The 13,195-nt window shown below is 69.4% G+C and carries 10 protein-coding genes; 7 read left to right on the top strand and 3 right to left on the bottom strand.

Annotated elements, in window-relative coordinates:
• The first annotated feature begins 52 nt into the window (after positions 1 to 52).
• Positions 53 to 2,149 carry a type IIA DNA topoisomerase subunit B gene (locus ASF89_RS08355; protein WP_055813741.1) on the top strand — a complete coding sequence of 699 codons (2,097 nt, stop codon included), beginning with the start codon at positions 53 to 55 and terminating at the stop codon, positions 2,147 to 2,149.
• Positions 2,150 to 2,250: 101 nt separating this feature from the next.
• Here ASF89_RS08355 and ASF89_RS08350 read toward each other — a convergent pair whose 3' ends face one another.
• Entirely contained in the window at positions 2,251 to 4,797 is a 2,547-nt protein-coding gene (locus tag ASF89_RS08350) for a DNA topoisomerase (ATP-hydrolyzing) subunit A (protein ID WP_055813739.1), read from the bottom strand.
• A 68-nt stretch (positions 4,798 to 4,865) separates the two neighbouring features.
• Here ASF89_RS08350 and ASF89_RS08345 point away from each other — a divergent pair, with 68 nt between their 5' ends.
• Positions 4,866 to 6,005, top strand: coding sequence for an alkaline phosphatase family protein (locus ASF89_RS08345; protein WP_055797186.1), 1,140 nt, complete (start codon positions 4,866 to 4,868; stop codon positions 6,003 to 6,005).
• A gap of 21 nt (positions 6,006 to 6,026) precedes the next feature.
• Here the strand turns inward: ASF89_RS08345 and sepH are convergent, their stop codons facing one another.
• Positions 6,027 to 7,184, bottom strand: a complete 1,158-nt coding sequence (sepH, locus tag ASF89_RS08340) for a septation protein SepH (protein WP_055797190.1) — start codon at positions 7,182 to 7,184, stop codon at positions 6,027 to 6,029.
• A gap of 197 nt (positions 7,185 to 7,381) precedes the next feature.
• Between sepH and ASF89_RS08335 the strand changes: the two genes are divergently transcribed.
• Positions 7,382 to 7,672: a DUF4193 domain-containing protein gene (locus ASF89_RS08335; RefSeq protein WP_055798422.1), complete on the top strand. Its 291-nt coding sequence runs from the start codon at positions 7,382 to 7,384 to the stop codon at positions 7,670 to 7,672.
• Here the strand turns inward: ASF89_RS08335 and ASF89_RS08330 are convergent.
• The gene (locus tag ASF89_RS08330; protein WP_055813736.1) at positions 7,647 to 8,102 is read right to left on the bottom strand and encodes a DUF3093 domain-containing protein; all 456 of its coding nucleotides are present in this window, start codon (positions 8,100 to 8,102) and stop codon (positions 7,647 to 7,649) included. The genes ASF89_RS08335 and ASF89_RS08330 overlap by 26 nt on opposite strands.
• Before the next feature lie 62 nt (positions 8,103 to 8,164).
• On the opposite strand from ASF89_RS08330, the gene dut reads away from it, so the two are divergent.
• From dut to acnA, 4 genes are all read left to right on the top strand, one after another.
• A complete protein-coding gene (dut, locus tag ASF89_RS08325; RefSeq protein WP_156357365.1) occupies positions 8,165 to 8,617 on the top strand; it encodes a dUTP diphosphatase in 453 nt (150 codons plus the stop codon).
• A complete protein-coding gene (locus ASF89_RS08320) occupies positions 8,614 to 9,324 on the top strand; it encodes a DUF3710 domain-containing protein (RefSeq protein WP_082489887.1) in 711 nt (236 codons plus the stop codon). The genes dut and ASF89_RS08320 overlap by 4 nt, the downstream gene beginning before the upstream one ends.
• 5 nt (positions 9,325 to 9,329) lie before the next feature.
• Positions 9,330 to 10,088, top strand: coding sequence for a DUF3159 domain-containing protein (locus tag ASF89_RS08315; protein WP_055797196.1), 759 nt, complete (start codon positions 9,330 to 9,332; stop codon positions 10,086 to 10,088).
• A gap of 155 nt (positions 10,089 to 10,243) precedes the next feature.
• Positions 10,244 to 13,072, top strand: a complete 2,829-nt coding sequence (gene acnA, locus ASF89_RS08310) for an aconitate hydratase AcnA (RefSeq protein WP_055813733.1) — start codon at positions 10,244 to 10,246, stop codon at positions 13,070 to 13,072.
• The last annotated feature ends 123 nt before the right edge of the window (positions 13,073 to 13,195 follow it).

The following is a 13,195-nucleotide window of genomic DNA, read 5'->3' as shown; positions in this document are numbered from 1 at the left end:
CCGCCTCCGGAATTCCCCGTCCGCGGTCGCCCGCACGCGTCAGGAGCACCCATTGGCCACGTCCGACTACTCGGCCCGTCATCTGTCCGTCCTCGAGGGCCTCGAGGCGGTCCGCAAGCGACCCGGCATGTACATCGGCAGCACGGACTCCCGCGGTCTCATGCACTGCCTCTGGGAGATCATCGACAACTCCGTCGACGAGGCCCTCGGGGGGCACGGAGACTCGATCGACGTCGTCCTGCATGCCGACGACAGCGTCGAGGTCCGAGACACCGCCCGGGGCATCCCGGTCGACATCGAGCCCAAGACGGGACTGACCGGCGTCGAGGTCGTCTTCACGAAGCTGCACGCCGGAGGCAAGTTCGGCGGCGGTTCGTACGGCTCCTCCGGAGGTCTGCACGGCGTCGGAGCCTCCGTCGTGAACGCCCTCTCGGAGCGGCTCGACGTCGAGGTCGACCGCAACGGCAAGACCTACGCCATGTCGTTCCGTCGCGGCGAGCCGGGTACCTTCGAGGACGACGGCGAGCCGACGCCGGACGCCCCGTTCACCCCGTTCGTGTCCGGCAGCGTCCTCCGCGAGACGGGCAAGGTGAAGCGCGGGGTCACCGGAACGCGCATCCGCTATTGGGCCGACCGTCAGATCTTCACCCGCGGCGCGGCCTTCCAGCCCGACGACCTCACCGGCCGCGCGCGCCAGACGGCCTTCCTCATCCCGGGTCTCACGCTCCGGATCCGCGACGAGCGGCCCGGATCGCTGACGGACGGCGGCTTCCCTCTCGAGAGCACGTTCCGGTTCGACGGGGGGATCAGCGAGTACGTCGAGTTCCTGGCTCCCGACGCGCCCGTGACCGACACCTGGCGCATGACGGGCACGGGGTCGTACACCGAGACGGTCCCGGTGCTGACGGACGGCGGTGCGATGGTGGCCACCGAGCTGACCCGCGAGTGCGAGGTCGACATCGCGCTCCGCTGGGGCGGCGGTTACGAGACCGTCTTCCGCAGCTTCGTCAACATCATCTCGACGCCGAAGGGCGGTTCGCACCAGGCGGGGTTCGAAGCCGGCCTCCTGAGGTTCCTCCGGCAGCAGGTCGAGCAGAACGCCCGTCGACTCAAGGTCGGCACCGACAAGATCGACAAGGACGATGTGCTCGCCGGTCTGACCGCCGTCCTGACCGTCCGACTGCCCGAACCCCAGTTCGAAGGGCAGACGAAGGAGATCCTCGGCACTCCCGCGGTCCGTGCGATCGTCGCCAACGTCGTGGCCACGCAGTTCGCCGAGCGCTTCGCCTCGACGCGGCGCGAGGACAAGGCGCAGACGGCCCTCGTGCTCGACAAGGTCGTCGCCGAGATGAAGTCGCGCATCGCCGCGCGCGCCCACAAGGAGACGCAACGACGCAAGAACGCCCTCGAGAACTCCTCGCTGCCCGCGAAGCTCGTCGACTGCCGCTCGAACGACGTCGCCAGCAGCGAGCTCTTCATCGTGGAGGGGGATTCGGCGCTGGGGACGGCGAAGGTCGCTCGCAACAGCGAGTTCCAGGCTCTTCTGCCCATCCGAGGGAAGATCCTGAACGTCCAGAAGGCCTCGGTCAGCGACATGCTCTCGAACGTCGAGTGCGCCTCCATCATCCAGGTCCTCGGTGCGGGGTCCGGCCGGTCCTTCGACCTCAGCGCGGCTCGGTACGGCAAGGTCATCATCATGAGCGACGCCGACGTCGACGGTGCGCACATCCGCACGTTGCTCCTGACGCTCTTCTTCCGGTACATGCGTCCGATGATCGAGGCTGGTCGGGTCTTCGCGGCCGTGCCGCCCCTCCATCGAGTGGTCGTCATGCACCCCGGGAGCAAGCCCAACGAGACGATCTACACGTACTCCGAGAAGGAGCTCCACGGGGTGCTCGCCGGGCTGAAGCGCACCAGCAAGAAGTTCCAGGATCCGATCCAGCGGTACAAGGGTCTCGGTGAGATGGACGCCGAGCAGCTCCGGACGACGACGATGGAGCGTCAGAACCGCATGCTGCGACGCGTCAAGGTCGATGACGCCGAGAATGCGGCGCGCGTGTTCGAGCTCCTGATGGGCAACGAGGTCGCCCCGCGCAAGGAGTTCATCATCGACGGCGCGGGTCTCAGTCGCGACCGCATCGACGTCTGACACCCGCGCAGACGCCGACCGAGCCGCAGCTCCCGCCGACGCGGTCGTCGGTCTCGTGCGACGGGTGGCATGCGAGCCGTCCGCCGCACGAGCGGATCGATCTACGCCTCGTCGCCCGTCACGGGCGCCGTCGTCGCGTCGGGGGCGTCGGCACCCGCCTCGGCACCGGTCGCGGAGTCGGTGATGTGGGCCACGGAGGCCCCGACGGACCCGATCTCAGCCGACAGGGGAACACCTGAGGCGTCGCGGCGCGACGTGTCGGCGGGGAGCTCTCGCACCCCGCCGTCGGTCCCGACCGCTCTGGCCGGGGCCGGCCCGACCCAGGCCAGTGTCAGCCCGTCCTCGCCCTTCAGCAGGGCGTGCGCACGGACCCCGCCCGTCGCGCGCCCCTTGCCGGGGTACTCGTCGAAGGCGCTGATCTTCCCTCGGCCCGGATCGGTGCCCGCGATGGTCGAAGCGCTGCTCGACACGGTGACGACGACGGCGTCGTGGCCGGCGGGGACAGCACCGAAGAAGATGACCGTCGACGAGTCGGGGAGGTTGATCCCGGCGACCCCGCCACCGGCGGGCCCCTGCGGTCGGACCGTCGCCGCCGGGAACCTCAGCAGCTGGGTCGACGACGAGACGAAGACGAGCTCGTCGTCGTCGGCGCCCTGGGCGACGCCGACGACCGAGTCGCCCTTCTTCAGCGTGATCACGGGGAAGTCGGGCCGTGACGGGTACTGCCCGGGGGAGACGCGTTTGACGACGCCACGAGCCGTGCCGAGGGCTATGGCTCGGTCCGCCGTCAGCGAGACCAGGGCGAGGACGCGCTCGCCCCGGTCGGTCAGACCGATGTAGTCGCGCACGGGCACGCCGGCGCCGAGCTGCACCGAGGTGGGGGGCACGGAGGGCAGATCGACCGGGGTGAACCGGATGAGGCGCCCGAGCGAGGTGACCGCGCCGATCTCCGTCCGGCTCGTCGTGTCGATCGACGACAGGATGGCGTCGTGCTTCGTGCGCCGTGCCGGGGGAGTGGGAGCCCCCGATTCCGGGTCCTGGTGATCGACCCGCAGGATGCGTCCGGTCGTCGAGAGGAAGACCCGGGTCGGGGTGTCGGCGATCTCGAGCACGGGTGCCTTCTTCCCGCCTCGACCGACGGTCGCGACGCTCGGCGCCGCCTCGGTGAGCAGCGTCCGGCGCGGGGTCCCGAACTGCTCGGCGATCTCGCCGAGCTCGGTGGAGACGAGGGCCCGCAGTCGACGCTTGTCGGCCAGCAGCGCCCGCAGATCGGCGATCGCGGCCAGCAGGTCGTCCCGCTCCGCCTCCAGCTCGATGCGGCTGAACTTCGTGAGTCTGCGGAGCTGCAGATCGAGGATGTACTCGGCCTGGATCTCGCTGAGGTCGAACACCTCACGGAGGCGAGCCCGGGCCGCGGCGGTGTCGTCGCTCGTCCTGATGACCTGGATGACCTCGTCGATGTCGACGATCGCGATGAGCAGACCCTCGACCAGGTGGAGGCGGTCCTCCTTCTTCGCGAGTCGATAGCGCGTCCGACGGGTCACCACCTCGACCCGGTGCGCCACGTAGACCTCGAGCATCTCCTTGAGACCGAGTGTGCGCGGCTGTCCCTCGACGAGGGCGACGTTGTTGATGCTGAAGCCGTCTTCGAGCGGCGTGTAGCGGTAGAGCTGCTCGAGGACCGCCTGCGGGCTGAAACCCGTCTTGATGCCGATGACGAGACGCAGCCCGTGCTTGTGGTCGGTGAGATCGGTGACGTCGGTGATGCCCGTGAGCTTCTTGGCCTGGACGCCGTCCTTGATCTTCTCGATGACCTTCTCGGGTCCGACCAGGTAGGGGAGCTCGGTGACCACGAGGCCGTTCTTCCTCGCCGTGATGCTCTCGACCGCGACCTTCGCCCGCGTCTTGAAGCTGCCTCGACCGGTCGCGTACGCATCCCGGACTCCGGCGAGCCCCGAGATCGTCCCGCCCGTGGGCAGGTCGGGCCCCGGCACGAAGGCCATCAGGTCGTCGAGGCTCGCACCGGGATGGTCGATCAGGTGCCGCGCGGCGCTCACGACCTCGATGAGGTTGTGCGGAGCCATGTTCGTCGCCATTCCGACCGCGATGCCGCTGGCGCCGTTGACCAGGAGATTGGGGAACGCCGCGGGCAGGACCTCGGGCTGCATGAGCTGGTTGTCGTAGTTCGGCACGAAGTCGACGACGTCCTCGCCGAGGCTCTGCGTCATGGCCAGCGACGCCTCGGCCAGACGGGCCTCCGTGTACCGGGGCGCGGCCGGGCCGTCGTCGAGCGAGCCGAAGTTGCCGTGTCCGTCGATGAGCGGCACGCGCATGGTGAAGGGCTGCGCCTGGCGGACCATCGCGTCGTAGATCGCCGTGTCGCCGTGCGGGTGCAGCTTGCCCATGACCTCGCCGACGACTCGAGCGCTCTTCACGTGACCGCGATCGGGACGCAGGCCCATCTCGGACATCTGGTAGAGGATGCGCCGCTGCACGGGCTTGAGGCCGTCACGGGCGTCGGGCAGGGCACGCGAGTAGATGACCGAGTAGGCGTATTCGAGGAACGATCCCTGCATCTCGAGCGAGACGTCGATGTCCTCGATGCGTTCGCCGTCGTCGGGGCTGGAGAGGGTGTCGGTCGTCGTCATGCGCTTCTCAGGGGCAGGAGGCGCGAAGCACCTCGGATGGATGGTTCGGCTGTGGCAGACTGGTGCCGATGACGTCCATCGTACCGGGGCGCCCCCCGCACGCCGTGACCCTCGCCGACGTGCTGCCGGCGGTGGTGTCCTCTCTCGCCGGGGCCGACAATCCCCTCCGTCTCCCGCCGGCCGTCTCGGCCATCGTCCTCCTCGTGGACGGCCTGGGAAGCTCGGCGCTCGGTGCCCGGAAGGGCCATGCCCGGACCCTCGCGGCCGCGCCGGGGGGCAGCATCTGGTCGGGCTTCCCGACGACGACCGCCGCCGCACTCACGACCCTGATGACCGGTGTCCTGCCCGGCGAGCACGGTCTCGTGGGGTACTCCGTCCTCGATGCGGATCGAGACCGGGTGGTCAAGCAGCTCTCCGGCTGGGACTCCGGCATGCGGCCCGACGTGTGGCAGCGCAGCAGCACGGTCTTCGAGCGGGCGGCCGATGCCGGGGTGACGAGCTTCGCGGTCGGTCCGAGGCGCTACGCCGCCTCGGGGCTCACCGAGGCGATCCTCTCCGGCGCGACGTACGTCTCGGCCGAGTCGATGGGTGACCGCTTCGACCGGGCGCGCGATCTGGCGGAGTCGACCCGCGCCTCCCTGGTGTACCTCTACGTCCCGGAGCTCGACATGATCGCCCACCGGGCGGGGTGGGAGTCGCCCGAGTGGACGACGGCGCTCGAGGAGCTGGACGCCGAGATCCGTCGTCTCGGCGACGGACTCGGCGCAGGCACGGGCCTCCTCGTGACGGCCGATCACGGGATCCTCGACGTCGGCGAACGCCGCCGCATCGTCTTCGGAGACCGGCCGGAGCTCGTCGACGGGGTCCGGCACGTCGCCGGCGAGCCGCGGTGTCTTCAGCTGCACTTCGAGCCCGATGCGTCGGAGGAGCGCCGGGCCGCGACGCTCGCCGCCTGGCGGGACGCCGAATCGGAGCGTGCCTGGGTCGTCACCCGGGAGCAGGCCGTCGAGGCCGACTGGTTCGGACCCGTGCACCCCGACGTGCTGCCGCGGATCGGCGACGTGCTGGTCGCGGCGCGCCGGGGCGTCGTCTACTACGACGGTCGCACCACCGGGGGAGTCGCCGGCTCGATGATCGGCCAGCATGGGAGCTGGTCGTCGGACGAGACGCAGGTGCCGCTGCGGCGTCTCGCGGCCTACGCGCGCTGACCGAGGGTCAGGAACTGCCGGTCACTGGTCGTCGTCCGACCGGGCGCCGAAGACGATCTCGTCCCAGCTCGGCATCGAGGCGCGTCCACGGCCCTTCTTGCCACCGGCCGGCAGGGGGGTGACGGGAGGGATGGCGCCGGGGCGACGCGGTCGACCCGTGCGGGGAGCCCCTGCGATCGGGTACAGCGGCGAGGAGCCCGCGTCGGGGGTCGCGTCGTGATCCGCCTCGGGGGCCGACTCGGTCGAGCCCTCCGGGAGTCCGAAGTCGTCGAGAGGGACGTCGATGATGCGGATCGACCCGGCCGACGGGTGGGCCGCGGCGTCGTCATCCGAGAACCGGGCCGACTCCCGCTCGCCCCGGCGACGGCGGAGCGCCTCGAGCAGGTCGGCGGTCTGGTTGTGCGAGGACGTCGGGTCGGGGGCCCGGTTCGTCGCCGCGACGGCTGCCGGGGATCGCGTGTCCCCCCGGCGACGGTCGGGTTCCGACGTCGGTGCCGACTCCGGCTCGACCTCGGGTTCGGGAGCGACGTCGACGACGAATGCTCCGCTGTCGAAACGACCGGACGTCGTGGCCGGTTCGCGATCCACGGCTCGCAGACGGGGAGCCAGAGGCCCGATGTCCTCTCGGTGCTGCGACAGGGTGTTCGCGTCGCCGCCGGACGGCGCGAGGAGGAGCTTCTTGGGGTCGAAACGCCAGGTGGCGTCCCGCGCGACCTCGCGGGTGACGTACGAGACGTGGACGACCCACCCCTGATCGACGTCCTTGTAGCTCGTCCACTCGCGGTCGGTCGCCTCGGCCGAGTCGAGACGAGCCTCGATGACGCTCCCGAAGGTCGAGGATCCGCTGTCGGACTCCGTGGCGTCCGCGACCGTGACGGTGACGGCGAGAGCCGTCTCCAGCACGAAGGCGCGCTCGGCCAGGACGGGGCCCTCGAACCGACGGATGTAGGCGAGGTCGGCTCCGGTGGCGGCGGACACCTGCTCGGACGTCAGGCCCGCACGGATGTGCGCCTGGATCTCGCGGGGCGGCGCCTTCCGCTCCGCGGGGGAGCCGTCGGGTGCGGCGGCGCGCAGATGCGTGTGGAGCGAGTGCGTGACGGGGAGGCGGTATTCGCTCCCGCCGTCGGTCGCGACGAGCAGCGCACCGCTCTCGACTCCGATGACCCTCAGATCCTGCATGTCCCACGCCTTTCGCCGTCGTGATTCGCCCGTAAGACTCGCACGCCGAGGGCGTTCAACCGGGGAATAGAACGGGCGTGCCGCCAGTTCCTCCGAGGCGCCCGGGAGGCCCTGCCGACCGGTTTGCTATTCGGGAACGAGTCATGCAAACTGTGCGCGCCGAATTGGGTACACGAACGTAATAGAACTGGATGGGCATGGCAACCGACTACGACGCACCTCGCAAGAACGACGACGACTCGGAGTCGATCGAGGGGCTCAAGGAGCGGGTCCCCGACAAGATGACCGGCGTCGTGGACGACGACGCCGACAACCCGGGTTCGTTCGAACTCGCCGGTCAGGATCTCTCCGACCTCGACCTCGACGTCGTGGTGCTGCCGCCGCAGGTCGACGAGTTCACCTGCGTCGAGTGCTTCCTGGTGAAGCACCGGTCGCAGCTCGACCACGAGACCAAGCTCGGGGCTATCTGCCGGGAGTGCGCCGCCTGATCGACGTCAGGAGGTCGACGACCTCGTCGGGTCGACGGGTCGACACCAACCAGTAGGGTGCCGGGTCCGTCGGGTCGGTCAGCTCGATCTTGACGACCGGCTTCACCCATCCTCTGAAGAGGGTCCATGCTCGCGCGTCGAGCAGGGGCCCTCTTTCCGCTGTCGCGGCGGCGCCACGGAACGCCGTGACCTCTCCGATCTCGTGCGCGTGCAGTCGGGCGCGCCCGGCAGAGAGGCCCTCGTCGTCGATCGCCAGGACGGGAGAGCCGAAGACGAGGGCGACGACCGCCCCGACGTAGAAGACGACGGCCATGACGATGCCCACGGTGACGTTGATCGGGAGGAACACCAGCAGGGTCGCCGGCAGCAGCAGGGCGGAGGCGACGAAGACGGTGACCGGCGGGGACAGCCGCTCGCGGTAGTTGTGCATGAGTCCATTCGACCAGACTTCTGCACTACCCTCGACACGTGATTCAGACCCTGGACGTCCAGATCGCGGTCGACGGGGCCTCCGGCTCCGCGTTCGTGCCGAACTACTCGCACCCCGGGGACGCCGGTGCCGACCTCGTGTCGACGGAGGCGCTCACCCTCAGGGCCGGGCGCCGCGCCCTCGTGGGCACCGGCGTGCGCATCGCGCTGCCCGAGGGGCACGCCGCGTTCGTCGTCCCGCGCAGCGGTCTCGCGGCCAAGCACGGCATCACGGTGGTCAACAGCCCGGGCACGGTCGATGCGGGGTACCGCGGCGAGATCAAGGTCGCGTTGCTCAACACCGACGTCGAGCACGATCACGAGATCGCCGTCGGCGACAAGATCGCGCAGCTCGTCATCGTCCCGATCGTGAGGGCGACGTTCGTGCCGGTCGAGACGCTCCCCGAGAGCGTCCGCGGCGATGGCGGGTTCGGATCGACGGGCTACGCACAGCAGACAGGAGCGGCAACAGCATGAGGAAGTCAAAGCGCGCACAGCAGGCGGCCGAGGTCGAGATCGACGTCGAGCAGGTCGACGGCGACGACGTCGAGATCGACGTCAGCGGTCTGGACGACGTCGAGGTGTTCGACGACTCGAAGTCCGCACCGGCCGACCGGGCGGACGAGGGCCCCCTCGATGAGACCGAGGCGAATCCCGTCCGACCGTACGTGGACCTCGGCGGCGTGAAGATCGTCCCTCGAGAGGGTCTGCACCTGCGGCTCGAGGTCGAGGAGGGCAGCAAGCGGGTCGTCGCCGTGGGTCTCGACTTCGCGAAGTCCACGCTGCAGGTGCAGCCCTTCGCAGCCCCGCGCAGCGCCGGCCTGTGGAACGAGATCCGGGGGCAGATCTCCGAGCAGATCCAACGCCAGGGAGGCGCGACCAGGGAGGTCGATGGTCCGTTCGGTCCCGAGGTGCGGGCCGAGATCCCCGTGATGGGAGGCGACCCCGGTCACACACGGCTCGCACGGTTCATCGGTGTGGATGGTCCCCGCTGGTTCCTCCGCGGGGTCATCGCCGGCGACGCCACCGTCGATGACGAGGCCGCCGCGAAGATCGAGGAGCTCTTCCGGAGCATCGTCGTGGTCAGGGGCACCAGTCCGATGGCGCCTCGTGACCTCATCCCCCTCTCCATGCCCAAGGCCGGTCCCACCGACGCGCCGGGCACCACTCCGTCGCAGGTCTGAAACCCGTGATCGACGACGGCCGCCCCGCGGCGGACAGCGGCTCGCCCGACGACGACCCCCGCGTCTCGCTGGCGGCTCAACTCCGAGCGGCGGCCGGCAAGGCGGGCATCGGACAGGTCGCGCCGGGTGAGGTGCCGACGGCAGGCGCACTGCTCGCCGCCATCGGCGGGGTGCGCGGGCTCGCCGAATCCATCCTCCCGGGGCTCGGCTTCGTCGTCGTCTACACGCTGACGGCCAGCCTCGTGCCGTCGGTGCTCATCCCCGTCGGAGTCGCGGTCCTGTTCGTCGTGGCGCGGGTCCTTCAGAAGGGCCCGGTGGCGCAGGCCCTCGCCGGCGTCCTGGGGATTGCGCTCTCGGCTGCCATCGCCCTGCTGAGCGGTCGGGCCGAGGGCAACTTCATCCCGGGTCTCGTCGTTAACGCCGTCTCCCTGCTCGGCCTCCTCGTGAGCATCGCCGTGCGGTGGCCGGTCATCGGGATCGTCGTCGGTCTCCTCACCAACGAAGGCTCCGCCTGGCGCCGCGATCGGGCGAAGCGACGGGTGCTGGTCGCCACGACGTGGCTCTGGTGCGGTCTGTTCGCCGGGCGCCTCGCGGTGCAGCTCCCGCTCTTCTTCTCCGGCGAGATCGCGGCCCTGGCGACCGTGAAGCTCGTGATGGGGGTGCCGCTCTACGCCGCCGTCCTCTGGGTCACCTGGCTGCTCGTGCGGACGGTCTACCGCGGCCGTCTCGAGGCCGACGTCGACCGCGACGCGCCTGGACGCTGAACGCCTCCCGCCTCGCTCGGTGGTACATTTATCTCGACATCGAGATAAATCGACGACGTCGGCTCATGGACCGTCTTCGGACTTAGGCTTGCCTCGCTGGTGCGGCATCCGACCAGCGACCATGATGACGACGGAGTCAGCAAGGGAGACGGCACGTGTCTGCAATCAACAGTTTCGGTTCGAAGGATTCGCTGAGGGTCGGGGGCACCGACTACGAGGTCTACCGCATCGACGCGGTCGACGGAGCGGAGAGGCTGCCGTTCAGCCTGAAGGTCCTGCTCGAGAACCTCCTCCGCACCGAAGACGGTGCGAACGTGACGGGTGAGCAGATCCGCGCCCTCGGCTCCTGGCAGCCGAGCGCAGAGCCCGACACCGAGATCCAGTTCTCGCCTGCTCGCGTCGTCATGCAGGACTTCACCGGCGTGCCCTGCATCGTCGACCTCGCCACCATGCGCGAGGCCGTCTCGGCGCTCGGGGGCGATCCCACGAAGATCAACCCGCTCGCGCCGGCCGAGCTCGTCATCGATCACTCGGTCATCGCCGACCTCTTCGGCAGCGAGAACGCCCTCGAGCGCAACGTCGAGATCGAGTACGAGCGCAACGGCGAGCGGTACCAGTTCCTCCGCTGGGGACAGACGGCGTTCGACGACTTCAAGGTCGTGCCGCCGGGAACCGGCATCGTGCACCAGGTCAACATCGAGTACCTGGCCCGTGTCACCTACAGCCGCGACGTGGCGACGGCCGACGGCGGCACGGTCCTCCAGGCCTACCCGGACACGCTCGTCGGCACGGACTCGCACACCACCATGGTCAACGGCCTGGGCGTGCTCGGCTGGGGAGTCGGCGGGATCGAGGCCGAGGCGGCCATGCTCGGTCAGCCGGTGTCGATGCTGATCCCACGTGTCGTCGGCTTCAAGCTGAGCGGCGCGATCCCGACGGGCGTCACGGCGACCGACGTCGTCCTCACCATCACGCAGCAGCTGCGCCAGCACGGGGTGGTCGGCAAGTTCGTCGAGTTCTACGGCGAAGGCGTCGCCGAGGTCCCGCTCGCCAACCGCGCCACGATCGGCAACATGAGCCCCGAGTTCGGGTCGACGGCGGCGATCTTCCCGATCGACGACGTCACGCTCGACTACCTCCGCCTGACCGGTCGCAGCGACGAGCAGATCGAGCTGGTCGAGAAGTACTCGAAGCTGCAGGGACTGTGGCACGACCCCTCGGTCGAACCCGTCTTCAGCGAGTACCTCGAGCTCGACCTCGCGACCGTGGTCCCCTCCATCGCCGGGCCCAAGCGCCCGCAGGACCGCATCGAGCTCACCTCCGCCAAGTCGCAGTTCGAGGTCGACCTCGGCGCCTATGCGACCACCGATCACACGAGCGTCGACGCGGCGGTCGAGGGCACCTTCCCCGCTTCCGACCCGATCGGTCTGACCGCAGAGGACGACGCGACCGAGGCTCCGACGCACGTTCACACGTCGCACGCCCCGGCCAAGACGTCGAAGCCGACTCCCGTCACCCTGGACGACGGCCGCGAGTTCACGATCGACCATGGTGCGGTCGCCATCGCGGCCATCACCTCCTGCACGAACACCTCTAACCCGTCGGTCATGCTGGCCGCGGGTCTCCTCGCGCGCAACGCCAGTCAGAAGGGCCTCAAGGCGAAGCCGTGGGTCAAGACGACCCTCGCACCCGGTTCGAAGGTCGTGACGGACTACTACGAGAAGGCCGGTCTCACGGCCTACCTCGAAGACCTGGGGTTCTACACCGTCGGCTACGGCTGCACGACCTGCATCGGCAACTCCGGTCCGCTGATCGACGAGATCTCGACGGCCGTCCAGGACAACGACCTCGCCGTGACCGCCGTCCTGTCGGGCAACCGCAACTTCGAGGGGCGGATCAACCCCGACGTCAAGATGAACTACCTGGCGAGCCCGCCGCTCGTCATCGCGTACGCACTCGCCGGTTCGATGAACTTCGACTTCGAGAACGACGCGCTGGGCACGGACTCCGAGGGGGGCGACGTCTACCTCTCCGACATCTGGCCCGACGCCGCCGAGGTGCAGAAGACCATCGACGAGTCGATCGACACGGACATGTTCACGCACGAGTACGCCGGCGTGTTCGACGGCGACGAGCGGTGGCGGTCGCTGCCGACCCCCACGGGAGCCACCTTCGAGTGGGACGAGCAGTCGACGTACGTGCGGAAGCCTCCGTACTTCGACGGCATGACCATCGAGACGACGCCCGTCACCGACATCCTCGACGCTCGCGTCCTGGCCAAGCTCGGCGACTCGGTCACCACCGATCACATCAGCCCCGCCGGGTCGATCAAGGTCGACAGTCCCGCCGGGCACTACCTCGCCGAGCACGGCGTCGATCGCAAGGACTTCAACTCCTACGGATCCCGTCGAGGCAACCACGAGGTCATGATCCGCGGCACGTTCGCGAACATCCGTCTGAAGAACCAGCTGCTGGACGGCGTCGAAGGCGGTTACACGCGGGACTTCACCCTCCCGGACGCCCCTCAGGCGTTCATCTACGACGCCAGCGCGCACTACCAGGAGGCTGGCACCCCGCTCGTGATCCTGGGCGGCAAGGAGTACGGGTCGGGATCATCCCGCGACTGGGCCGCGAAGGGCACGAGCCTCCTCGGGGTCAAGGCCGTCATCACCGAGAGCTTCGAGCGGATCCACCGTTCGAATCTGATCGGCATGGGCGTCGTCCCCCTGCAGTTCCCGGCCGGTGCGAGCTGGGAGTCGCTGGGCCTCGACGGCAGCGAGTCCATCAGCATCACCGGTCTCGAGGCGCTCAACTCCGGCACCACGCCGAAGACGGTGCATGTGGTCGCCAGCCCGACCGCCCACTCGCCCGAGGGCAAGGCCGTCGTCGAGTTCGACGCGGTCGTCCGCATCGACACTCCGGGTGAGGCCGACTACTACCGCAACGGCGGCATCCTGCAGTACGTGCTCCGCAGCCTGGTCTGAGCCTGGCCGATCCGAGAGGCCCCCGCCCCCGCGACATGCCGGTGGTCGGGGGTCTCTCCCGTTCTCCGCACCCTCGGTGCCTAGACTGAACCGATGCCCTCGGGGGCGTGGAAGGGAAGCCGG

This window comes from Frigoribacterium sp. Leaf172, from assembly GCF_001424285.1.
Classification (GTDB): domain Bacteria; phylum Actinomycetota; class Actinomycetes; order Actinomycetales; family Microbacteriaceae; genus Frigoribacterium.
This window is presented reverse-complemented; position numbering and strand designations above follow the sequence as displayed.

Coding starts and splice junctions, on each gene's coding strand:
- ASF89_RS08320 (WP_082489887.1), top strand. CDS start 8,614: ATGAGGAAGTCAAAGCGCGCACAGCAGGCGGCCGAGGTCGAGATCGAC.
- ASF89_RS08350 (WP_055813739.1), bottom strand. CDS start 4,797: ATGACGACGACCGACACCCTCTCCAGCCCCGACGACGGCGAACGCATC.
- ASF89_RS08330 (WP_055813736.1), bottom strand. CDS start 8,102: ATGCACAACTACCGCGAGCGGCTGTCCCCGCCGGTCACCGTCTTCGTC.
- ASF89_RS08345 (WP_055797186.1), top strand. CDS start 4,866: ATGACGTCCATCGTACCGGGGCGCCCCCCGCACGCCGTGACCCTCGCC.
- ASF89_RS08335 (WP_055798422.1), top strand. CDS start 7,382: ATGGCAACCGACTACGACGCACCTCGCAAGAACGACGACGACTCGGAG.
- sepH (WP_055797190.1), bottom strand. CDS start 7,184: ATGCAGGATCTGAGGGTCATCGGAGTCGAGAGCGGTGCGCTGCTCGTC.